Annotated in this window: 17 protein-coding genes; 7 read left to right on the top strand and 10 right to left on the bottom strand. The window is 62.5% G+C overall.

Annotation, left to right across the window (positions count from 1 at the left end; translation table 11 throughout):
- The first annotated feature begins 33 nt into the window (after window positions 1-33).
- Window positions 34-3,780 carry a PAS domain S-box protein gene (locus NKH90_RS26330; protein WP_352821911.1) on the top strand — a complete coding sequence of 1,249 codons (3,747 nt, stop codon included), beginning with the start codon at window positions 34-36 and terminating at the stop codon, window positions 3,778-3,780.
- 282 nt (window positions 3,781-4,062) lie between these two features.
- Here the strand turns inward: NKH90_RS26330 and NKH90_RS26325 are convergent, their stop codons facing one another.
- On the bottom strand, window positions 4,063-6,021 hold the full coding sequence (locus NKH90_RS26325) for an acetoacetate--CoA ligase (RefSeq protein WP_352821908.1): 1,959 nt from the start codon (window positions 6,019-6,021) through the stop codon (window positions 4,063-4,065).
- Window positions 6,022-6,203: 182 nt separating this feature from the next.
- On the opposite strand from NKH90_RS26325, the gene NKH90_RS26320 reads away from it, so the two are divergent.
- On the top strand, window positions 6,204-8,054 hold the full coding sequence (locus NKH90_RS26320; RefSeq protein ID WP_352821905.1) for an AsmA family protein: 1,851 nt from the start codon (window positions 6,204-6,206) through the stop codon (window positions 8,052-8,054).
- Window positions 8,055-8,069: 15 nt separating this feature from the next.
- On the opposite strand, the gene NKH90_RS26315 is transcribed toward NKH90_RS26320, so the two are convergent.
- The 7 genes from NKH90_RS26315 to NKH90_RS26285 form a co-directional block, all read right to left on the bottom strand.
- Complete coding sequence (locus tag NKH90_RS26315) at window positions 8,070-8,888, bottom strand: ABC transporter permease (protein ID WP_023677454.1); 819 nt, start codon at window positions 8,886-8,888, stop codon at window positions 8,070-8,072.
- A complete protein-coding gene (locus NKH90_RS26310; RefSeq protein ID WP_352502073.1) occupies window positions 8,885-9,853 on the bottom strand; it encodes an ABC transporter permease subunit in 969 nt (322 codons plus the stop codon). The genes NKH90_RS26315 and NKH90_RS26310 overlap by 4 nt, the downstream gene beginning before the upstream one ends.
- 9 nt (window positions 9,854-9,862) lie before the next feature.
- On the bottom strand, window positions 9,863-11,002 hold the full coding sequence (locus tag NKH90_RS26305; protein WP_023677452.1) for an ABC transporter ATP-binding protein: 1,140 nt from the start codon (window positions 11,000-11,002) through the stop codon (window positions 9,863-9,865).
- A gap of 73 nt (window positions 11,003-11,075) precedes the next feature.
- On the bottom strand, window positions 11,076-12,173 hold the full coding sequence (locus tag NKH90_RS26300; protein WP_352472707.1) for a polyamine ABC transporter substrate-binding protein: 1,098 nt from the start codon (window positions 12,171-12,173) through the stop codon (window positions 11,076-11,078).
- A 352-nt stretch (window positions 12,174-12,525) separates the two neighbouring features.
- Window positions 12,526-13,479: a DMT family transporter gene (locus tag NKH90_RS26295; RefSeq protein WP_352680813.1), complete on the bottom strand. Its 954-nt coding sequence runs from the start codon at window positions 13,477-13,479 to the stop codon at window positions 12,526-12,528.
- Between the two features lie 182 nt (window positions 13,480-13,661).
- The gene (locus NKH90_RS26290; protein ID WP_352821902.1) at window positions 13,662-14,561 is read right to left on the bottom strand and encodes a DUF2167 domain-containing protein; all 900 of its coding nucleotides are present in this window, start codon (window positions 14,559-14,561) and stop codon (window positions 13,662-13,664) included.
- Between the two features lie 196 nt (window positions 14,562-14,757).
- A complete protein-coding gene (locus tag NKH90_RS26285; protein WP_352821900.1) occupies window positions 14,758-16,209 on the bottom strand; it encodes a helix-turn-helix domain-containing protein in 1,452 nt (483 codons plus the stop codon).
- Window positions 16,210-16,448: 239 nt separating this feature from the next.
- Here NKH90_RS26285 and aceA point away from each other — a divergent pair, with 239 nt between their 5' ends.
- Together aceA and NKH90_RS26275 are read left to right on the top strand one after the other, a co-directional pair.
- Window positions 16,449-17,738, top strand: a complete 1,290-nt coding sequence (gene aceA, locus NKH90_RS26280; RefSeq protein WP_352821897.1) for an isocitrate lyase — start codon at window positions 16,449-16,451, stop codon at window positions 17,736-17,738.
- A 78-nt stretch (window positions 17,739-17,816) separates the two neighbouring features.
- Entirely contained in the window at window positions 17,817-18,059 is a 243-nt protein-coding gene (locus tag NKH90_RS26275) for an SMc00767 family acetate metabolism repressor (RefSeq protein ID WP_023719402.1), read from the top strand.
- A 65-nt stretch (window positions 18,060-18,124) separates the two neighbouring features.
- Here NKH90_RS26275 and NKH90_RS26270 read toward each other — a convergent pair whose 3' ends face one another.
- The gene (locus tag NKH90_RS26270; RefSeq protein WP_352821894.1) at window positions 18,125-18,592 is read right to left on the bottom strand and encodes a RidA family protein; all 468 of its coding nucleotides are present in this window, start codon (window positions 18,590-18,592) and stop codon (window positions 18,125-18,127) included.
- A gap of 425 nt (window positions 18,593-19,017) precedes the next feature.
- Between NKH90_RS26270 and NKH90_RS26265 the strand changes: the two genes are divergently transcribed.
- A complete protein-coding gene (locus NKH90_RS26265; protein WP_352502068.1) occupies window positions 19,018-19,407 on the top strand; it encodes an ANTAR domain-containing protein in 390 nt (129 codons plus the stop codon).
- Window positions 19,408-19,439: 32 nt separating this feature from the next.
- Here the strand turns inward: NKH90_RS26265 and NKH90_RS26260 are convergent, their stop codons facing one another.
- Window positions 19,440-20,156 carry an HAD family hydrolase gene (locus NKH90_RS26260; protein WP_352541759.1) on the bottom strand — a complete coding sequence of 239 codons (717 nt, stop codon included), beginning with the start codon at window positions 20,154-20,156 and terminating at the stop codon, window positions 19,440-19,442.
- 169 nt (window positions 20,157-20,325) lie between these two features.
- Here NKH90_RS26260 and NKH90_RS26255 point away from each other — a divergent pair, with 169 nt between their 5' ends.
- Together NKH90_RS26255 and NKH90_RS26250 are read left to right on the top strand one after the other, a co-directional pair.
- A complete protein-coding gene (locus NKH90_RS26255; protein ID WP_023677442.1) occupies window positions 20,326-21,759 on the top strand; it encodes a glutamine synthetase family protein in 1,434 nt (477 codons plus the stop codon).
- A 50-nt stretch (window positions 21,760-21,809) separates the two neighbouring features.
- On the top strand, window positions 21,810-22,178 hold the full coding sequence (locus tag NKH90_RS26250) for a four helix bundle protein (RefSeq protein WP_352821890.1): 369 nt from the start codon (window positions 21,810-21,812) through the stop codon (window positions 22,176-22,178).
- Window positions 22,179-22,279: the final 101 nt, after the last annotated feature.

The following is a 22,279-nucleotide window of genomic DNA, read 5'->3' as shown; positions in this document are numbered from 1 at the left end:
CAAATTGCCCGCTCTGTGAGGGTCGCCAAGCGCATGCCGGCTGAAAACTACTCCTTCCTTGACGTTGCCGTGCTCGACGCCGTCCGCCTGCGCTTCGCCGCAGGCGACGCGATCGCCATTCTGTCGGCAGATCTCGAGCAGGTGATCTGGGCCAACGGGCCCGGCGCGGCGGTATTCGGCTATCCGGACATCGGGGCTATCATCGGCGCCTCGGCAGGGTTGCCGCTGATCACCCGGCGCCAGATCATGGCAACCAGCGGTTTTCCGCAGATCGGCCGCGACCGTGCCATCACGGTCCGGCTGGCGACCGGCCTGACCAGCCGCGCGGTCGGCTTCCTGGCCAGCGCAGTGACCATGCCCGATGGCGAGGAAGCCATCATGCTGGCCTTGCCGGCGGCGCAGACCGGCTCGCGCAGCGCGGCCGAGATCGCCGACCGCGCCATCGGTGGCTTTACGGAAGACGGCCACTACATCGCCTTTGTCGATGCCAAGGGCAATATCGACGCCGCATCGGACGGCTTTTCGGCGCTCGGCATCCGGCCTGAGACGCTGGCCGCGCTTGTCGCCGACGTGGCGAACGAGAGCGACCGCATCGTCAAGCGCCTGGTTCCGGGTGGGTCCAGCTCCTATCCCGCGGGCCTTGCCCGGCTGACGGAAGAGCGGCACCTGCTGGTGGTGATCGACGAGGACCGGCTTGACGGCGAGGCTCCCGGTGGCGAGCGCGCCGGCGGGGAAACCGAGGCGGCAACGGCACTGAGCGGTGGCGATCTCCCCCAGCCAGCGGACCAGGACAACGAGCAGCCAATCGCCAGCACCGGCGCGGCGGAGATCGACCTTGCAGCGATGGAAGGCACCTCGGCATCGGCGGAGCACGAACCTGCCGACGCGGCCGACGATCACCGCACGGTTGGCGAAGCGCCGACGCAGCATGACCATTGGTACTTCAATGCCGGCGACGACGCGCAGGTCCCGCCCGGCGCAGCTGCGTCCGGCAAAGTCGAGACCAGCCCGGACGCTTCGCAGGCCGGCGCGGATACTTCGCCGGAAAGCGCCACAAAAGCCACCAAAGCCGCCTCGCCGGCCGAACACCGCGCTTCGGCGATCGATCGCACCGCCGCGCCCATGCGTTTCGTCTGGCGTACCGACGCGGAGGGCCACTTCAGCGCCCTTTCGCCGGAATTTGCCGAGCTCGTCGGCAAGCCTGCCGCCGACGTGATCGGCCGCCGCTTCGAGGACGTTTCGGCCGCCTATCGCCTCGATGCTTCAGGCGAGATCGCCGGCCTGCTCGAACGGCGCGACACTTGGTCCGGCCGCTCTGTGCTGTGGCCGGTCGCCGGCACCGATCTGAAGATACCCGTCGATCTGGCGGCGCTCCCGGTTTACAGCCGCAGCCGCGTTTTCGAAGGTTTTCGCGGTTTCGGCGTGGCCAGGAGCGGCGATGCGGTGGTCGATCCGGATGCCGTCGGCATGGCCCTTGTCGCCGAGGAGAAACCTGCCGCGACCATCGGGCCGAAAGCCGTCGAACCTCTCCCCGAGACACCTAAATCCGCCGATCCGTTCAGGGGCGAAGTGCCGGCATTGACCATCGTGCCAAAACCCGAGCGGCGCTTTGCCGACAAGGTGATCCGGCTGGCCGAGCACCGGCAGCCGGCCAACGACAAGGGCCTGTCGACGCTGGAACGCAGCGCGTTTCGCGAGATTGGCGAGCGTCTCAAGAAGGACAGCACCCCGGCCGAAGAACAGCCCAGCGCCGGAAAGCAGAAGCCGGTTGAGAAAGTCGAGGCAGCCGGCAAGGCCGACGAGCCAAAGCTGAAAGAAGCCGGGCTGGCGGACAAGGGTGAGATGCCGGCGCAAAGTCCGGAAAGCGGGGCGGCTGCCGTCGAACCGCCCGAGGCCGATGCCGAAGACCAGAAGGATCTTGCCCGGCTCGACGGCGAGCAGCCGGATGAGGCGGTAGCAGAGGCGCAAGCCGGCGAACCCGTCACACGCCCTGTTTCCGGATCGCTGCTCGACTATGCCGACCGCGAACCCAGCGATGAAGCGCAGGAAGGCGTTGAGCCCAGCACGGACGGTCGAACGATCGTCGCCGAAGCGCCGCGGGATGGCGACGACGACAGCATGACGGCCGAAGATTTCCGTGACGCCGAGGACAGCGAGGATTGGTCCGAGGACAGCGCAGCCGCAGCCGACGCTGCCGGCCTGGTGCCGCCCGTCGAGCGGCCGCAGGCACCACCGCTCAAACTCGACGGCTTCGTGCCGTCGGCGTTTGCCGGAGAGGACAACAAGGGGCCGGATACCTCGATCCTCGGCAAGCTGCCAGTGCCGGTGCTTATCCATTCCGGCGACCAGCTGCATTACGCGAACGACGAATTCCTCGGATTGACCGGCTATGCGACGCTCAATGCCCTGGACGAGGCCGGCGGGCTCGGCGCGCTGTTTGCCGACCCTTATGCCGACGACGGCAGTTCGGACGGCGGCGACCGCGCTCTGCGGCTGAAAACGCGCGAAGGTCAGGAGTTTCCGATCGATGCGATTTTACGCTCCGTGCCCTGGGGAAACGGCAAGGCGCTGATGCTGGTCGTACGTCGTTCCGGCGACGACGAGGCAGCAGCCATTCCACATGGCGCCGCCGAAGACCAAACGCAGCCGGATGTTTCCGAGCTCAAGGCACGCATTGCCGAAATGCGCACTATCATCGACACCGCCACCGACGGCGTCGTGCTGATCGGCCGTAACGGAACGATCCGTTCAATTAGCCGTCCGGCGGAAGCGCTGTTCGGCTTCGACAGCGACGAGGTGACCGGCAAACCGTTCGTCTCGCTGTTTGCGATCGAAAGCCAGCGCGCGGCGCGTGACTATCTCGAGGGGTTGTCGGAGCCCGGCGTTGCAAGCGTGATGAACGATGGCCGCGAGGTGATCGGGCGCGAGGCGCAGGGGCGTTTCATTCCGCTGTTCATGACCATCGGCAGGCTGCCCAACGACAGCGGCTTCTGTGCGGTGGTGCGCGATATCACCCAGTGGAAGCGGGCCGAAGAGGACTTGACCCAGGCGCGCGCGGTCGCCGAACGCGCCTCGTCGCAGAAGACCGATTTTCTGGCCCGCATCAGCCACGAGATCCGCACGCCGCTCAACGCCATAATCGGCTTTTCCGAGCTGATGGTCGACGAGAAATTCGGGCCGGTGGCCAATGACCGCTATCGCGACTATCTGCGCGACATCAACCGTTCGGGCAACCACGTGCTCGATCTGGTCAACGACCTGCTCGACATTTCGAAAATCGAGGCCGGCCAGCAGGAGATGGCCTATGAGGCGGTGTCGCTTAACGACACGCTGGCCGAAACCGTGGCGATGATGCAGCCGCAGGCCAACCGGGAACGCGTCATCATCCGCTCCAGCTTCGCCTCGCGGCTGCCGGAAGTGGTGGCCGATCTGCGCAGCGTGCGGCAGATCGCGCTCAACATCCTGTCGAACGCCGTCCGCTACACGCAGGCTGGCGGCCAGGTGATCGTGTCGACGGCTTACGAGATCTCCGGCGATGTCGTCATGCGCGTGCGCGATACCGGCATCGGCATGAGCCAGTCCGAGATCGAGCAGGCGCTGAAGCCGTTCAAGCAGATCAATGCGCTGAAGCGCGGCCGTGGCGACGGCACGGGTCTTGGGCTGCCGCTGACCAAGGCGATGGTCGAAGCGAACCGGGCCCGGTTCACCATCAACTCGACGCCCGGCGAGGGAACCTTGGTCGAAGTCGCCTTTCCCTCGACCCGCGTGCTCGCCGGTTAGCTATGGTTGCGCAAAGAAAAAAGGCGTCCAACAGGACGCCTTGAATGATAGGATTGCTGTCACAACGGGGCTTGAGCGAATCAGATCCTCTCGGGGCTAAGAGGAACGGGATTTCTCCCTCAAGTTACGCACGACTATTGATGCCGGGCCTTAACAAATCCTTACCGGCACGCCGGAAAATTTACCAATGTGTACCACTCATGAAATCTAGGTAAATTCCGAAGAGATAATTTGTTAACGATACCGGAGACCTCAAAACAGCTCCTACCTTGGATCCCGGGGTCAGTCGGCAAGCTGCGGCAGGTTGCGGAACAGCTCGAGCGCTTCGGGATTGGCGAGCGCTTCCTTGTTCTTGATGGCGCGGCCATGCACCATGTCGCGTACCGCGAGCTCGGTGATCTTGCCCGATTTGGTGCGCGGAATATCGCTGACGGCGACGATCTTGGCCGGCACGTGGCGCGGGCTCGCCCCGCTGCGGATTTTCGCGCGGATGCGTTTTTCCAGCTCGGCATCGAGCTCAACGCCGGCCGCCAGCCGCACGAACAGCACGACACGCACGTCATTGTCGAAATCCTGGCCGATGCACAGCGCTTCGAGGATTTCCGGCATCTGCTCGACCTGATTGTAGATCTCCGCCGTGCCGATCCTGACACCGCCCGGATTGAGCGTGGCGTCGGAACGGCCATGGATGATCAGGCCGCCATGGACGGTCCATTCGGCGAAATCGCCGTGGCACCAGACATCGTCGAAACGTTCGAAATAGGCGGCTTTGTATTTCCTGCCGTCAGGGTCGTTCCAGAAGCCGATCGGCATCGCCGGAAACGCCTTGGTGCAGACGAGCTCGCCCTTCTCCTGACGAAGCGGGCGGCCGTCATCGTCCCAGACATCGACGGCAAGGCCGAGCCCGGGCCCTTGGATCTCGCCGGTCCATACCGGTTCGATCGGCACGCCGAGCACGAAGCAGGAGACGATATCGGTGCCGCCGGAAATCGAAGCCAGATGCACGTCCTTCTTGATGCCTTCATAGACGAAGCGGAAATCTTCCGGCGACAACGGCGAGCCGGTCGATGAGATGGTGCGCACGCTGGAAAGATCATGCGTGCCGATCGGCTTCAGGCCGGCCTTGCGCACGGAATCGATGAATTTGGCCGAGGTGCCGAAATAGGTCATCTTTTCGGCATCGGCGAAGTCGAACAGCGCATTGCCGTCCGGGTAGAACGGCGAGCCGTCGTAGAGCAGCAAGGTGGCGCCCGATGCCAGGCCCGACACCAGCCAGTTCCACATCATCCAGCCGCAGGTGGTGAAGTAGAAGAAGCGGTCGCCGTCGAGCAGGCCGGCATGCAGCCGTTCTTCCTTGACGTGCTGGATCAGCGTTCCGCCGGCCGAATGGACAATGCATTTGGGAATGCCGGTCGTGCCCGATGAAAACAGGATGTACAGCGGATGCGAAAACGGCAGCCTTTCGTAGGCGACAGGCCTTGCGCCAAAGGGTGACAGCGCCTCTTCCAGCGCAGCCGCCTTGCCGATGGTCGCGGCGACGTCGAGCGAGGTACCGAGATAGTCGACAATGAGGACTTTGCGGACGGTGGCGAGCTTGTCCGCCACCGCCGCGATCTTGTCGGCGACTTCGATCGCCTTGCCATTGTACCAGTAGCCGTCCGGCGCGATGAACACGACAGGCTCGATCTGGCCGAACCGGTCGAGAACCCCCTGCTCGCCGAAATCTGGGGAGCAGGACGACCAGACCGCGCCGATCGAGGCGGCCGCCAGCATTGCAGCAACCGTCTCCGGCATGTTGGGCATCATCGCGGCGATGCGGTCGCCCTTCTTCACCTTGAGCGACAGGAAAAGCTGCTGCAGGCGCGAGGTCAGCGCATGCAGCTCGTTCCAGGACAGCCGCCGCTCGACCTTGTCCTCGCCGCGAAAGACGATTGCGTCGCCAAGCCCGGTTTTCTTCAGGAGATTCTCGGCGAAGTTCAGCTTCGCATCAGGGAAGAAGGTCGCGCCGGGCATCTTGTCGCCATCGACCAGCACGCGTTCGCCCTTGTCGCCGACGATGCCACAAAAGTCCCAGACCAGGCTCCAGAAGGTCTCGCGATCATCGATCGACCAGCGATGCAGGTCGGCATAGGAGGAGAAAACCTTGCCGGCCATGTTCGCCGCGGCGTTCATGAAGGCGGTCATCGGCGCCGCGTCGATCTGCTCTTGCGTCGGGATCCAGAGCGGTGCGTCGTCAGCCATCATTGTTTCTCCGTAGGCTGCATCGCTTATGCATATCGCGATGCAGCAGAGCAAGATTTTGTTGGACCGCGCCGGTCAGGGTGTGCGCAAATGCCATCGCCGGGCCATAAAGACTTGAAATGCGTCAGCCGTCGGTTACACCCGTCGGGCGATTTTGTCGGAATGGAAGCATACGGGGCGATATGCCATCACCTTTGATCCGACGCGGAATATGGGCGATCGGCGCAGCCGTCATCGTCATCGCGCTGGTTGTCGCAGCCTTGCCGTTGATCGCCTCGACCCGCATCGTACGCGACCGTATCGCGTGGGAAATGAGCGCCTGGAGCGGTTTCCGGGTCACCATCGACGGCGCGCCGCGCATCGAGGTCTGGCCGAATTTCCGGGCGATCCTGAGCGACGTGACGCTGTCGCAATGGACAGAGACGGATGCGCCGCCCGTGGTCGAGGCCGAACGGGTCGAGGTCGACCTCTCAGCGATGGCGGCGCTGCGTGGCGATGTGGTGTTTTCGACGGCGCGGCTGGTACGACCGACGATCCGGGTTCAGCGTACCGCGAGCGGGTTTTTCCTACCTGCGATTCCTAGCGGCGGGCGCATTACGCGTTCGATCGATGCTGCCCGCGCGGTGATCAACACAAATCCCGCCAAGCCGGATCTCGGCAAGCTGCCGACAGATCCGTTCGGCACAGTCGAGTTCAGGGACGGCCGCGTAGTGGCTGCCATCGGCGGCAAGGACCAGGAGATATTGAGCAGCCTGAGCGGCCAGGCGAACTGGGCCGCGATGAACAGCAATGCGACGCTGTCGGCGACCGGGATATGGCGCGGCGAAAGTGTTGCCATCGACGCCGCATCGCCGAGCCCGCTCGTGCTGTTTGGTGGCGGCACAGCACCGGCCACATTTTCCTTCAAGGCGGCACCGGCCAGTTTTTCGTTCGACGGCCGCGCCAGCATGTCGGAGAACGGCTATTTCGACGGCCAGGCGAAATTCGCCGCACCTTCGCTCCGACGCGTGCTCGAATGGTCGCAGGCCGGCATCGCGCCCGGTGCCGCAATCGGCTCGATCTCGGTTTCAAGCAAGATCACGGCGACGGCCGGGCGCGTCAAATTTGAAAACACGGCCCTGACCCTCGACAACAACCCGGGAATGGGTGCGCTGGACTTCACCTATGGTGAGGCACTGCCGGTGATCTCCGGCACACTTGCCTTCGATACGCTCGACCTCAGATCATTTCTCTCCGCCTTTACGCCGGTACCATCCGCCGGCGGCACCGGCCCGGGCGAAATCGATACGAGCTTCGCCGACCGGATCAATCTCGATCTCAGGCTGTCGGCGGCGCATGCCACCGCCGGCGCCATCCAGCTTGCCGACGTCGCCGCCACTGCCCAGGTCAAGAACGGCCTTGCCGTCTTCGACATCTCGGATGCATCCGCCTTTGGCGGCAACGTCCAGAGCAGCGTCCGTTTCGACCGCAAGCCCGCCGGCACGGAAGTCGAGATCCGGCTGCTTGCTTCCGATATCGACGGCGGCGCTTTCGGCACCGCGGCCGGAATGACGCGGCTGGTGCCGATCGGCACTGGAACCGTTTCGGTCATCCTCAAAGGGCCTGGCAGAACCTGGGACTCGATTTTCGAAAACGCCAATGGCTCGCTGTCCGCGACGTTCGGCGCGGGTGCGCTGAGCCGGCTTAACCTGCCGGCGTTCCTCAAGCACACCGAACAGGGCGGATTCTTCGCGCTGGAGGACGTCTCGGACGGAACGCTGCCGATCGACGGGGCCGAGCTCAAGGCGAGCATTTCGAACGGCGTGGCGCGCATCGACAAGGCCGAGGTGAATTCCGCGCAATACAAGATCTGGCTTTCCGGCATCGCATCCTATGCCGGACGCGGGCTGGCGCTGTCCGGCGGCATCGTCCAGCCGAGCCAGGCTGCCACGCAGACGAACGGCCAGGGACCCAATCAGTCGTCCTTCTTCGTCGGCGGAACGTGGAGCACGCCGTTCATCTCGCCGATAAGCCGCGGCGTTTCGGGAGAGTAAGCAGCAGCAGCAGCTTCAACCGCGCTGCGCGGCCTGCTCGTCGCGCTGGCGCTGCACCTCGCGGCGTTTGTTTGCGAGCGAAGCGATGATCACGCCAACTGCGACGACCGCGATCAAGATGGTGCAGGCTGCGTTGATTTCCGGCGTCACGCCAAGGCGGACCTGGCTGTAGATCTTCATCGGCAGCGTCGTGGCGCCGGGTCCCGAGGTGAAGCTGGCAATAACCAAATCATCGAGCGACAGCGTGAAGGCCAGCATCCAGCCGGAGACGATAGCCGGCATGATGACCGGCAGCGTGATCTGGAAGAAGGTCTTCACCGGTGGCGCACCGAGGTCCATCGCGGCCTCTTCCAGCGAACGATCGAAAGTGATCAGGCGCGACTGAACCACCACCGCGACGAAGCACATGGTCAGCGTGGTGTGGGCAAGCGTCACCGTCAGAAAGCCGCGGTCGAGGCCGACGGCGACGAAGAGCAGCAGCAGCGACAGGCCGGTGATGACTTCCGGCATGACCAGCGGCGCAAACACCATGCCGGAAAACAGCAGCCGGCCGCGAAAGCGCGTGTAGCGTGTCAAGGTGAGCGCCGCCAGCGTGCCGAGCACGGTCGCCACGCTTGCCGAGATGACGCCGACGCGGGCCGTCACCCAGGTGGCGTCCATCAGACCCCGGTTGTGGAACAGCGACACGTACCATTTCGTCGAGAAGCCACCCCAGACGGTGACCAGCTTCGATTCGTTGAAAGAGAACACGACGAGCAGGACGATCGGCAGGTAAAGAAAGGCAAAGCCGAGCACGATCGAAATGATGTTGAAGCGGCTCCAGGTCGCGTTCATTGGTCCTGCTCCTGGGCGCGCGCCTGGGCTCGCTGGAAGAGCATGATCGGCACGATCAGCAGCAGCAGCAAGATAACGGCGACGGCGGAGGACACCGGCCAGTCACGGTTGGCGAAGAACTCGTTCCACAGCGTTCTGCCGATCATCAGCGTCTGCGAGCCGCCGAGCAGGTCGGGAATGACGAACTCGCCGACGGCGGGAATGAACACCAGCAGGCAGCCAGCGATGACGCCGGGCAGCGACAGGGGGAAGGTGATCTTCCAAAAGGCGCTGGTCGGCGGACAGCCGAGATCCTTGGCGGCCTCGATCAGAGAATGGTCCATCTTCTCCAAGGACGAATAGAGCGGCAGCACCATGAACGGCAGATAGGAGTAGACGATGCCGATGAAGATCGCCGTATAGGTGTTGAGGATGATCAGCGGTTGGCTGATGATGCCGGTGGCGAGCAGCAGCTGGTTGAGCAGGCCCTCGGGCTTAAGGATGCCGATCCAGGCGTAGACACGGATCAGGAACGAGGTCCAGAACGGCAGGATCACCAGCATCAGCAAGGTCGGGCGAATCGTCGCTGGGGCGCGCGCCATGCCATAGGCTATGGGATAGCCGACCAGCAATGTCAGGACCGTCGAGATGGCGGCGACGATGACGCTCGTCACATAGGCATTGAAGTAAAGCGCATCCTGCGTCAGCCAGGTATAGTTGTCGAAATTGAGCGCGCCGAATTCCGAGATAAACCCGGAAATGCCGCTGCGGAAATCGAGCACCGGCGTGTAGGGCGGCATGGCGATCGCAGTCTGCGACAGCGAAATCTTGAAGACGATGATGAAAGGCACGAGAAAGAAGAACAGCAGCCAGAGGTAGGGGATGATGATGACGAGCTGGCTAACGAAGGCGGCTCCCAGCCTGACCAAGGCGGATTTGCCGGCAGCGCTTGCCGGAGAGCTTGTTGCGGCGGTGACAGCGGACATGATCAGTCCCTACCGTGTCAGGACGACGCCGGCGTCGGGGCGGAAAGAAACCCAGGCGCGGTCGTTCCAGGTCAATGGGTCCTCGGTGAGGCGTGCCGCGTTCATGGTGCTCGCCCGCACCACCTGACCGTCGTCCAGCCTGACGTGATAGACGGTCATGTCGCCGAGATAGGCTATATCGTAGACCTCGCCCTCGATGGCGTTGACGGCACCGGCCGGTTTCGTGGAGGACACCTTTATCTTCTCCGGCCTGATGGCGAAGGTAACCGATGTTCCGGCGGCGGCACTGCCGGCATTTTCGGTCCGGATGGTGATGCCGTTGCCGGCATCGATGCTCGCGCTGCCGGCCTCGCCAGCCGCGATCTTGCCGTCGAACATATTCACATTGCCGACGAAGCCGGCGACGAAGCGGGAACCCGGCGCTTCGTAGACCTCGGCCGGCGTCGCCACCTGCATCACCTCGCCCTTGTCGATGATGGCGATGCGGTCGGCCATCGTCATCGCCTCTTCCTGATCATGGGTGACGACGACGAAGGTGAGGCCGAGGTTCTGCTGCAGGTCCATCAGCTCGAACTGGGTCTCCTCGCGCAGCTTCTTGTCCAGCGCGCCAAGCGGCTCGTCGAGCAGCAGGACTTTCGGCCGCTTTGCCACCGAGCGCGCGAGTGCGACGCGCTGGCGCTGGCCGCCCGACAATTGGTGCGGTTTGCGCTTGGCGAACTGCTCGAGCTTGACCAGCTTCAGCATCTCGGCGACGCGCTTGTCGATGTCGGCCTTGGCCATGCCTTCCTGCTTGAGGCCGAAGGCGATATTGTTCTCGACCGTCATGTGCGGAAACAAGGCGTAGGACTGGAACATCATGTTGACCGGCCGCCGGTAGGGCGGAATGCCGCGCAGATCCTGGCCGTCGAGCAGGATGCGGCCGGCGGTCGGCTCCTCGAAGCCCGCAAGCATCCTGAGCAGTGTCGATTTCCCGCAGCCTGAGGCCCCCAGCAAGGCAAAGAATTCGCGTTCGAAAATGGTCAGCGACAGGTTGTTGACCGCTGTGAACTCACCGAATTTCTTGGTGACGTTGTCGAACTGGATGTATGGCTTGGCGTTCGGATCGTTCCATGGCGCAAAATCCCTGCGGATGCTGCCAAGCGATTTCATGTCCCACTCCGTCCTGCTGCTTGCCCCATGAGAAAGCGGCTCCGGCAACGGCTGCCGGAGCCTGGTCAGATTGCTATTGGCCGGTGACGATCTTGGTCCAGGTGCGGGTGATGATGCGCTGGGTCTTGGGATCGTAAGGCGATACGGTGTAGAGCTTCTGCAAGGTGGCTGCATCCGGATAGATCGCCGGATCTTCCAGGATCGCCTTGTCGATGAACTGCTGCGAAGCCTTGTTGCCGTTGGCATAGAGCACATAGTTCGACGATTTGGCGATCACTTCGGGCTTCATCATGTAGTTCAGGAACTCATGCGCTTCGGCGACATGCGCTGCACCGGCCGGGATCGCCATCTGGTCGAACCACATCTGGGCACCTTCCTTCGGCACCGAGTAGCCGATCTCGACACCCTGCTTGGCTTCGTCCGCGCGGTTGCGGGCCTGGAAGACGTCACCCGACCAGCCGACCGCCAGGCAGATGTCGCCATTGGCCAGGGCGTTGATGTATTCGGAGGAGTGGAACTTGCGGATATAGGGCCGGACCTTCAGCAAGGTTTCTTCGGCCTTGGCAATCTCATCGGGCGACGTGCTGTTCGGATCGAGGCCCAGATATTTCAGTGCCGCCGGTATGATGTCGGCCGGCGAATCCAGTACATAGACGCCGCAGTCCTTCAATTTGGCCAGGCTTTCGGGATTGAAGAACACGTCCCAGCTGTCGATCTTGTCGGTGCCGAGCGCTGCCTGCACCTTCTTGATGTTGTAGCCGATGCCGACCGTACCCCACATGTAGTTGATCGAATATTCGTTGCCGGGATCATATTTGGCGGTCCGTTCCATGACCGTGTCCCACATATTTGAAATGTTCGGCAGTTTCGACTTGTCGAGCTTCTGGAACACACCCGCCTGGATCTGGCGTGCAAGGAAATTGCCGCTGGGCACGACGACATCGTAGCCGCTGCCGCCGGCGAGCAGTTTCGTTTCCAGGATCTCGTTGGAATCGAAAGTGTCGTAGACGACCTTGATGCCGGTTTCCTTGGTGAAGTCGTCGATGATCGAACTGTCGATATAGTCCGACCAGTTGAAGACGTTGACGACGCGATCCTCGGCATGCGCGCCAAAGGTAAAAACTGCCAGAAACGCCGAAGTCGCCGAAAGCCAGAGCGCTTTGCGGGTCATGCTATTCTCCTTTGATGAGTGTTCCGTCGCCAGCTCGTCGCGGCGTCCGCGCGGCTGGGCATTTGCTTCAAGGTATTGGGCTTGCAGGCAGGCGACAAGCGCGAATTGCCGGCGCCATTATGGTTCGGCGGCGAGCCGACAGCGAAGACCTGGCGTGGCGTTGGTGGTGTTCCGACGCCGTCGGAAGCTTTCGCTACGGCGCGGGCAGGGAGACGACGATATTGTCCGGCCTCGATGCGGCCGGCATGGAGACTTGGCAAGATACGCCTGTCTTGTTGTTGCCGTGATCGCAGCCTGCCCGCGCGGCTGCGACGTTGTCAATGGTTCATCTCGCTTTGACGCGCGCACTGCATCAATTAGGTGACGGCACACCGATGACGCCCGCTCGCGCGGGCCGCGTCTGGCGCTTGAACTCGAGCCCGATATGGACGAGGAGCGCGGTGACGACGACGGCACCGCCGACGATGGTACGCGCCGACGGCACCTCGGAATGAATGAGCCAGACCCAGATCGGGCCAAGGATCGGTTCGAACGTGCCGAGCAGCGCCGCCACAGCGGCCGGAACAAGCCGGGCACCGGTGGCGAAGAAGGCGAGACCGAGTCCCAGATTGATCACGCCAAAGGCAAAGAGGAAGCCCATATCGTGGCTGGAGACGCCCAGCGCCGACGCCTGCGATGCCGCAAAGGCGGCCGCCAGCATCGTGCCGAGGCAGGTCGCCGGCGTCATGCGCACATGGGCAAAGCGGCGCGTGATGACGGTGGCGATCGAGAACATGACAGCGATGAGCAGCGCCAGCCCGTCGCCGATTGGCGACACCGCGCCATCGAGCGATTCCGACACCATGATGGCGACGCCGACAATAACGGCGGCGATCGCCACCCAGGTCGCCACCGCCACCCGTTCGCGAAACAGCGCCCAGGCAAACAGCGCCGCCAGAAGCGGCACGCCGGCCTGCATCAACAGGATGTTGGCGACGGTGGTATAGGCAAGCGCCACGACGAAAGAGGTCGACGCCGTGGCGAAGCAGAACGCCACCGCAAGGCCGGCCAGGCCCATGCCGCGAAACAGCTTCAGCGTGCCACGCCAGCCATCGCGCCAGACCATGAAGCAGAGCAGGAAGGCGGCGGCCCAGACCGAGCGCCAGAACACCACCGTCCAGCTGTCGGCGTTGTCGATGAAGCGCGCAATGCTGCCGCCGAAGCTCCACATCAACGCCGACAGGAATACCAGCAGGAAGCCGACGCGTTCGCCTTGCGGCGACACGATCGGCGAAGCGGCAACCGGAGATGATGCGGTATCGGTCATGGGTATGACTGTCGGCGAATTCGGAGCAGCACGATGTGCAATGGACGACAGAGACGTGCCTCATTCGCGTAACGCAAAGCAGAAGGCCGGGCGTGATCCAGTTCGATGTTCCGTTTGGCGCACTGATGAGGGCGCCTCGCCCCTCGCCCGGCGATGATCCGAGGCGACTTGTCGATGATGCGTTACGAGGTGCTCTTGTTGCCGCGGATAAAACGCCAGAGACCGGCCAGCGGAACCAGCAGGAGCAGGCCAAACTTTTTCAGCGCGATCAGCGCCACGACCAGAAAACCTGCTTTCGCCGCCAGCTTGCCGGCAATCAGGCCACCGACGCCAATCGCCGCAACCGTATCGACGCCCGGCACGAAATCGGCGTATGTCTTGCCGGTATTGAAGTCCGCGAGGCCAAGCACCTCATCCAGGCTTTGCCTTATCTCCGGCAATTGTTCCACCGTCGCGATATAGCTCATCACGAAGACGCCCTCCCTGCCAAGGAAACGGACGTCGTAGTTGAGCGTATGGGCGGCATCGTTGCCAAATTGCAGCTCCTTGGCCCAGTGCAGGCGCTTGTGGGCCGCGTCATAAACCGGCGGCGACGCCCAGCCGATCAGCGTAATGGGCGCATAGCCATCCTTTACCCTCTGATCGTTGCCGGACAGAGTGTCTGACTGCATGTTGCGCAGCAGTTCATTGTAATCGATGGACGCGGCGTCGCTGTCGTCGACGTAACCGATCTTTTCCCAGCGCAGCTCTATCCCCCAATTGTTGTCGGCAATGGGATCATGGGAGACTGGAAAGATCATGCCGAGGGCATCGGAACCAGAGTCGGGCGGATTGCCCCAGGCTTCGGTGAGGACGGAGAGCGTGTCCTTCTTGTCCAGAAAATAGAACTTGTCCTTGAGGTCGAGATGGATGCCTTCGGCAAGATTTATCGCGCCGGTCTTCGGATCGATCTTGTCCAGGAACGCCTTGCCGGCATCATTGTAGTGTTGATAGGAATTGAAGAAATCCGAGGACTTTTCAGCCAATGCGGGATCGGCCGAAAACGCGAGCGCCAAGCCAAGCCAAAAAACTGTCCTGCCCATGATTGATCCCCCGACCGTTGCGCAGTTCTTTTTTTTGATACCGTACCGTCAATGCTGAATCAATATTCGGCTGAATCAATATTTTGGCTGAACCAATATTTTGGCCGGCAACCGCGAACCAGCTTACTGGTTGCCGCCGCAGGAACAGATGAGGTCCTTTGGTCGAAGATTCAGCCGCAATATTGCTGGAGCCGAATCACTGGAAATCGAACGCCGACAGTCCCGTGACCATCTCGTCGAGGCCGAGCGGACGTGTAACGGGTGGCTCGGCGCGGGCGAGGCAGCCGATGCGTTCGCACAGCCGGCAGGCAGGGCCGACCGGCGTCGCCAGCGCAGCGGCGCTCTGTCCGGTCTTGCCGATGGCGGCCGGCCCCGGCAATGCCGCTCCATAGACGACCTCGTCGCGAAAACCGATGTCGCAGCCGAGCAACAGCGCCGTGCGCCGCGGGCGCTCGGCAAACGAGCCCTGCGGCCCTTCGAGCGTGCGGGCCATGCAGAGGAACGCCGCACCGTCGGGCATTTCCACTGCCTCGACCAGGATCTGGCCGGGCTGGGCGAAGGCGGCATGGACCGGCAGCTTCGGACAGCCGCCGCCGAAGCGGCTTTGCGGAAAGCCGTGGCTGCCCGCCTTGCGGAACCGATTGCCGGCACTGTCGACCTCGAGCATGAAGAACGGCACACCCGACGCACCCGGCCGCTGCAGCGTGGTCAGCCGGTTCGCCGCCTGCTCGAAAGAGACGCCGAAGCGCGACCGCAACATGTCGATGTCATAGCGGGCACGGACCGCAGCGGCGCGAAAAGGTTGATAAGGCATCATCAGAGCGTGCGCGGCATAGCGGCCGAGCTCGAAACGCGCCAGCCGGCGGGCTTCGTCCGTGGTCAGCTTCAGCACCTGGATCTCGGCGGCGACAGCGACGCTCATGCGGATCAGGCAGGCCTCCATCGCCACCTCGCGCACTTGATCGAATGGCGACAGCCGCTCGGACAGGAACAGGCGCTGCGAGTGACGGTCATAGCGACGCCGCCAGTTGGGCATCGTGGCGACCGGCAGTACCTTGACGACGATGCCGAATTCACGCCGCAGCCAGGCCTTCAACGCACTGAACAGATCGTCGCCGGGATCGAGCACCGACGTGAATGCCTCGGCTTCCTCTTCGAGCGCGGCAAAATGGTTCGGCCGGCGTTCGAAAATCTCATGCACCTCGTCGATCGGTAGCCTGGCACCGGAGAGGGCGGTGGCCTTGCCCTCACGCGCGAGCAGCTCGTTGATATCCGACAATCGCTCGGCCTGCTCGCGATAGGCGCGAAACAGCTTTATGACAGCGGTGGAAGCGTTGGGCGCCGCCTCGGCAAGCTCGATGAGTTCCTGGTCGCCCGGCAGTTCGCCGGCCAGCAACGGATCTGAAAACACTTCCTTCAAATCGGCGACCGACCCCCTCGCCTCGCCCTGCAATTCATGTGGGTCGACCTTGTAGACGGTTGCCAGCCTCAGGATCAGTTGCACCGTCAGCGGCCGCTGGTTGCGCTCGATGAGATTGAGATAGGACGGCGAGATGCCGAGCCCTTCGGCCATCGCCGTCTGGGTCAGCCCCTTGGCGTTGCGGATGCGACGAATGCGCGGCCCGGCAAAGATTTTGTGGTCGGCCAATCGACTGCCCTTGACAGAAATTTACATCCGCTGATGGCATGGCGGCGTTTTACAATCATGACAAATTTACAGCTCTCATCCGTCAAACACAACACAGGTTTTCTCTTATTTTCTGGCTAACCTGGAGGTTTGCCTCGCTTGCGTCGTGCCGACGTGTAAATGGTGTCACACATATGGCGCACATATTTTCCCTCTGCGACGCCTTCCTAAACCGGCATCAAAACCGCCTGGAGTGATCAATGACCGACTTTTACAACCTCGTCCCGTCGGCGCCGCAAGGCCGCTTTGATGGCATCGAAAGGCCCTATTCGCCGGACGACGTGAAGCGGCTGCGCGGCTCGGTGCAGATCCGGCAGAGCCTCGCCGAAATGGGGGCAAACCGGCTGTGGCAGCTCATCCATGAAGAGGATTTCGTCAACGCGCTGGGTGCCATGTCGGGCAACCAGGCGATGCAGCAGGTGCGGGCCGGGCTGAAAGCGATCTATCTGTCAGGATGGCAGGTCGCCGCCGATGCCAACACCGCTTCCGCCATGTACCCGGACCAGTCGCTTTATCCCGCAAATGCCGCGCCCGAACTGGTCAAGCGCATAAACCGCACCTTACAGCGCGCCGACCAGATCGAGACTTCGGAAGGCAACGGGCTGTCGGTCGACACCTGGTTCGCGCCGATCGTCGCCGACGCGGAAGCCGGCTTCGGCGGGCCGCTCAACGCCTTCGAGATCATGAAGGCGTTCATCGAGGCGGGTGCGGCCGGCGTCCATTACGAGGACCAGCTGGCTTCGGAGAAGAAATGCGGCCATCTCGGCGGCAAGGTACTGATCCCGACCGCCGCACACATCCGCAACCTCAACGCGGCGCGCCTTGCCGCCGACGTCATGGGCACGCCGACGCTGGTCGTGGCGCGCACCGACGCTGAAGCGGCGAAGCTCTTGACCTCCGACATCGACGAACGCGACCGGCCTTTCGTCGATTATGGCGCCGGCCGCACTGCGGAGGGCTTCTACCATGTCAGCAACGGCATCGAGCCCTGCATCGCCCGCGCCGTCGCCTATGCGCCCTATGCGGACCTGATCTGGTGTGAGACTTCCAGGCCAGATCTGGCGCAGGCCAGGACGTTTGCCGAGGGTGTGCGCAAGCATCATCCAGGCAAGCTGCTTGCCTATAATTGCTCGCCGTCTTTCAACTGGAAGAAGAATCTCGACGACGCGACGATAGCGAAGTTCCAGAAGGAACTCGGCGCCATGGGCTACAAGTTCCAGTTCATTACGCTGGCCGGCTTCCACCAGCTCAATTTCGGCATGTTCGAGCTCGCTCGCGGCTACAAGGAGCGGCAGATGGCAGCCTATTCGGAACTGCAGGAGGCGGAATTCGCCGCGGAAGCCAATGGCTACACCGCCACCAAGCACCAGCGCGAGGTCGGCACCGGCTATTTCGACGCCGTCTCGATGGCGATCACCGGTGGCCGTTCTTCGACCACGGCCATGCATGGATCGACCGAGCACGCCCAGTTCAGGCCGGCGGCGGAATAGCGGAACAGCAGACAAACAGAGGGAACGCCCAAGCGGGCATGGCAACACAACAGGCATGGCAGCACAGGGAGAAGACCAATGGCATCGATAAGCCGCGTCAAGGAACGGGCCGAAGAGCAGGCCACCAGCATGAATGTCGACCAGCAGGCGACCATCCGCATGCTGGCGAACGATCTGCACAGGCTCAATCAGTCGGTGATGAAGGCGGTCGAGGCCGGCGTCTCGGTCGAACTGGTGCGCTCGGCACGGCACCATGGCGGCGACGGCAACTGGGGCGATCTGCTGATCCCGGTCATCGTCACGCAACGGAGCCACGACTGATGAATTCTACCGCACCGCGCGTTTTTTGAGCGCATGTTATCGCACCCCGCACGCCGCGGCTCTGCCTAGTCCGGCAGAGCCGCTAGTGCAACGATTTCAATAACAAGATCAGGCTGGGCAAGCGCTGCAACGCCGATAACTTCCGAGGGCGGCGGGTTGTTGTAGCTGCAGTGCTTCGGGCAGTGCTCGGCAAAGAATTCGTCCAAGACGTCCAGGCGAAAATTGGGAGAGCTCAGAACGCCGCCATCGGGAAATGGCCCCTTAACAAAGAAGGTCAGCCTGATGAGATGCTCGAGCGCAGTGCCAAGCTCCTCCAGATCTGATTTGATGTTGGTGAGAATTGCGCGCCACTGCGCGGCCGCACCGCCGACCGCGCCGCCGCCGCTTTTGCCGATCGGATCGTAGTCCTCGGCCGTCGCGGTGTTTCCGGAAAGGTAGACAAACCCCTTTGCGCCGGTAACGGCCGTACCCTTTCCCCATGGCATCAACCGGCCATTTTTGAATTTCTTGTGAGTCACGAGTTCCATCGTCATCTCCCGTCGGTCAAAGAGACGTGCTTAGCCAACGAGGAAGGGTAGTCCGGCGAGGCGATACGACAAGCTCGCGATAGGCCTGACTCGCCTTCGTCCAACCTTACGTCAACCCGGCTACGGCTGCGTAGTTGGTGCGTTCGCGCTGCAAAGCCAAACTTAGCTGAGCCTGCCCGGTTGTGGTGGCAACTTCTTCTTCGGGCGGCGGCAAAGAAAAGCACTTAATTTTAATTTTAATGTTTCTTGAGATATTCTCCTGATACGCCATTTGAGCTTGACATGAGCAGTTATCTCACGCCAATTACCTCTCGAATTTCAACCCTGCATTGAAACATTGAACAACGGCCTGCCCCGCCATGTGCCCAGCGAATCGCGATATCGAGACTGCAAAACAGCTGCCTTTCGTCAGCCGGGACATGGAGACGCGGATGCTCCCGGATTTCTCGCGGGTGCTGGTGGTCGGAAAATCACCGATCAACCGCGTCGTGGTTTCAAAGATCGTCGAGCGGTCCGGCCTCAAACCGATCTCGGAAACTCCCGAAACCGCGGCAAAGGCCTTGCATGCGCTGATTCCCGGCACTGTCGTTCTCGACGGCGGTGCGGAGAATGGGGACTGCGACGCCTTGCTGTCGGGTATCGATGCACTGCGAAGGGCGTCAGGCAGATCGCTTCCGTCGGTGATCCTGCTTTCCGTCAAGACCGGCACGCCGGAGAGCCTGGGCCTGTCCAGCGTCATCGATGCAGTGGTCGTCAAGCCGATCACCACCGAACGGCTGCAGCCGGTGATCGACCGGCTGGTCGGGGTCGGCCGCACCTGACGCCTACCGCGATGCCTCGGCTGCAGACCTGATCAATCAATCTCGCCAATATGCTCGATCAAGCCCGGCAGTTCACCGAGATTGGCTATCTGGCGAAAGCGCGGTGCCGAGACCGGCGGCTCGACATGTTCCAGCACCCAGGTGAGCTCATGCGGAACGTGGATGCCCCAACTGCCGGCTTCGATGGCCGGCACGACGTCCGACTTGAGCGAGTTGCCGACCATCATGCCCTTTTCCGGGCCGTCGCCGTGGCGGCTGAAGATGCGGGTATAGGTGGCCGCGCTCTTGTCGCTGACGATCTCGACGGCATCAAACAGCTCGCCAAGGCCGGATTGCGCGAGCTTGCGTTCCTGGTCGAACAGGTCACCCTTGGTGATCAGCACCAGGCGGTAAGCGCCGGCCAGCTTTTCCACGGTCTCGCGCGCATGGGGAAGCGGCTCGATCGGATGGCTGAGCATCTCGCGGCCCGCGGCGAGAATTTCAGCAATGGTTGAGGCAGGCACCTGGCCTTCGGTGACCTCGATCGCCGTCTCGATCATCGACAGCGTAAATCCCTTGATGCCGAAGCCGTAGACCGCGAGGTTGCGCTTCTCGGCCTCCAGCAATCTTGCCGAAATCCGATCCTCCTCGGCGTGGTCGGCGAGCAGCGCGGAGAGGCGCTGCTCGGTCATGCGGAAGAACTGTTCGTTCTGCCACAGCGTGTCGTCGGCATCGAAGCCGATCGTTGTCAGTTTGCGGCTGTGTTGCATTCGACGTCTTCAATTGCGGCGTTGCGGGACGCCGACCCTAGACCAGGATGTTTTTATCCGGAAGTCGTTGTGTTTCCCCGGCTAGTCGAGGCGGACGCCAGCCGGCTCCCCTTCCCTTTCGTCGCCGGCAACGGCTATACTCCACAATCTGCAACAAATCTGGTGATTGATGCCGCCTGCAAAAAAGGAAGTCCGTCCGTCGAGCCGCGGAGGACGCGCCCGCACGCCTGCCTTCGTGAAAAACCAACGTGGCGTCAAGAACTGGAAGGAAGTCAGCGCCTGGCTGGAATGGCGCGGCATCGAAGATATCGAATGCATCACACCCGACCAGGCCGGGGTTGCGCGCGGCAAGATGATGCCATCGAAGAAGTTCACCTCCAACACCTCGCTGGCGCTGCCTTCGGCGGTGTTCATGACAACGATTTCCGGCGGCTATCCGGAGGACGGCAACGGCTTCCACTATCCGGAGGACGACGGCGACCTCAAGCTGATGCCTGACCTCTCGACGCTGACGGTGGTGCCGTGGGAGGAGGACCCTACTGCGGCGGTTATCTGCGACCTTGTCCATCAGGACGGCCGCTCGGTCGAGTTCACGCCGCGCAACGTGCTGAAGCGCGTGCTTGCCGCCTATGACAAGCGTGGACTGAGGCCGGTCGTGGCACCCGAGATCGAGTTCTACCTGGTGCGCAAGAACCCCGATCCGGACTATCCGCTGACCCCGCCGGTAGGTCGATCGGGGCGGCCGATCGGCGGCGGCGCCGGCTATTCGATCGCCGGGGTTAACGAATTCGACGAATTGATCGACGACATCTACCATTTCTCCGAAAGCCAGGGCCTGGAGATCGACACGCTGATCCACGAGGAGGGCGCCGGCCAGCTCGAAATCAATCTGCGTCACGGCGATCCGATCGAGCTCGCCGATCAGGTGTTCATGTTCAAGCGAACCATCCGCGAGGCGGCGCTCAAGCACGAGATCTACGCCACGTTTATGGCCAAGCCGATCCAAGGGCAGCCCGGTTCGGCCATGCATATCCATCAGTCGATCATCGACAAGAAGACCGGCAAGAACGTCTTTTCGGCGGAGGACGGCTCGGAGACCGACGCCTTCTTCCACTTCATCGGCGGCATGCAGAAACATGTGCCCAACGCGCTGGTAATGTTTGCGCCCTATGTCAATTCCTACCGGCGGCTGACGCAGTCGGCCTCGGCGCCGGTCAACAACAAATGGGGCTACGACAACCGCACCACGGCCTTCCGCGTGCCCCGCTCCGACCCGGCGGCGCGGCGCGTCGAAAACCGCATCCCCTCCTCCGACGCCAACCCCTATCTGGCGCTGGCGGCATCGCTTGCCTGCGGACTGATCGGCATGACCAACAAGATCAAGGCCGAGCCGCCGGTTCTGACGACCGCCAACGAGGACCAGATCGACCTGCCGCGCAGCCTGCTCGAAGCCGTCGACCTGTTCGAGGCAGACGAAGAACTCGGCGCGCTGCTCGGCAAGTCATTTGCCGCCACCTATGCGGCGATCAAGCGAGCGGAATTCGAAACCTTCATGGAAGTGATCAGCCCGTGGGAGAGGGAGTATTTGCTGCTGAATGTGTAGTAGGGGAGTAGGGGAGTAGGTCAATATGGCAGTAGGGCAGTAGGGCAAGGATGACGGACAAGATCGCATCGTACAGGGATCTGATCGTTTGGCAGCAAGCCATGGACCTAACAGTTGCAATCTACCAGGTGACAAGGACTTGGCCGAAAGACGAGATCTACGGGCTGACGGGTCAGGTGCGTCGGGCAGCAACGTCGGTGCCCGCCAACATCGCCGAGGGTTACGGCCGAGAAAGCCGAGCTTCCTACCAGCAGTTTCTCAGGATCGCCCAGGGATCACTCAAGGAACTGGAGACACACCTTTTAATCGCGCAAAGGGTTGGAATTACCGCTCGCGAGGCGGTCGAGTCATTGATGCCCCACAGCGAGAGCGTAGGAAAGCTCTTGCGGCTTCTGATCCGCAAGCTGTCGGCTGAATAGACACCTACTGCCCTACTGCCCTAGAGGCGGACGGGCCGTGGCCCATCCCCACTCTCGCCCGGCGGGTCCAGGGCCCTGGCGCCCGGCGGGCGAAGGGCCGG

The organism is Mesorhizobium sp. M0898 (genome assembly GCF_040319695.1).
In the GTDB taxonomy this organism is placed as follows: Bacteria; Pseudomonadota; Alphaproteobacteria; order Rhizobiales; family Rhizobiaceae; genus Mesorhizobium.
Note: the sequence above shows the minus strand (reverse complement) of the source record. Positions and strands in the feature narration are given on the sequence as shown.

Excerpts from the sequence above, each read along its gene's own strand:
- NKH90_RS26260 (WP_352541759.1), bottom strand. The coding sequence starts at position 20,156 with ATGCAACACAGCCGCAAACTGACAACGATCGGCTTCGATGCCGACGAC.
- NKH90_RS26325 (WP_352821908.1), bottom strand. The coding sequence starts at position 6,021 with ATGGCTGACGACGCACCGCTCTGGATCCCGACGCAAGAGCAGATCGAC.
- NKH90_RS26250 (WP_352821890.1), top strand. The coding sequence starts at position 21,810 with ATGACGGACAAGATCGCATCGTACAGGGATCTGATCGTTTGGCAGCAA.
- NKH90_RS26320 (WP_352821905.1), top strand. The coding sequence starts at position 6,204 with ATGCCATCACCTTTGATCCGACGCGGAATATGGGCGATCGGCGCAGCC.
- NKH90_RS26255 (WP_023677442.1), top strand. The coding sequence starts at position 20,326 with ATGCCGCCTGCAAAAAAGGAAGTCCGTCCGTCGAGCCGCGGAGGACGC.
- aceA (WP_352821897.1), top strand. The coding sequence starts at position 16,449 with ATGACCGACTTTTACAACCTCGTCCCGTCGGCGCCGCAAGGCCGCTTT.
- NKH90_RS26310 (WP_352502073.1), bottom strand. The coding sequence starts at position 9,853 with ATGTCCGCTGTCACCGCCGCAACAAGCTCTCCGGCAAGCGCTGCCGGC.
- NKH90_RS26275 (WP_023719402.1), top strand. The coding sequence starts at position 17,817 with ATGGCATCGATAAGCCGCGTCAAGGAACGGGCCGAAGAGCAGGCCACC.
- NKH90_RS26265 (WP_352502068.1), top strand. The coding sequence starts at position 19,018 with ATGCTCCCGGATTTCTCGCGGGTGCTGGTGGTCGGAAAATCACCGATC.
- NKH90_RS26290 (WP_352821902.1), bottom strand. The coding sequence starts at position 14,561 with ATGGGCAGGACAGTTTTTTGGCTTGGCTTGGCGCTCGCGTTTTCGGCC.
- NKH90_RS26305 (WP_023677452.1), bottom strand. The coding sequence starts at position 11,002 with ATGAAATCGCTTGGCAGCATCCGCAGGGATTTTGCGCCATGGAACGAT.
- NKH90_RS26270 (WP_352821894.1), bottom strand. The coding sequence starts at position 18,592 with ATGACGATGGAACTCGTGACTCACAAGAAATTCAAAAATGGCCGGTTG.
- NKH90_RS26330 (WP_352821911.1), top strand. The coding sequence starts at position 34 with ATGCCGGCTGAAAACTACTCCTTCCTTGACGTTGCCGTGCTCGACGCC.
- NKH90_RS26295 (WP_352680813.1), bottom strand. The coding sequence starts at position 13,479 with ATGACCGATACCGCATCATCTCCGGTTGCCGCTTCGCCGATCGTGTCG.
- NKH90_RS26300 (WP_352472707.1), bottom strand. The coding sequence starts at position 12,173 with ATGACCCGCAAAGCGCTCTGGCTTTCGGCGACTTCGGCGTTTCTGGCA.
- NKH90_RS26315 (WP_023677454.1), bottom strand. The coding sequence starts at position 8,888 with ATGAACGCGACCTGGAGCCGCTTCAACATCATTTCGATCGTGCTCGGC.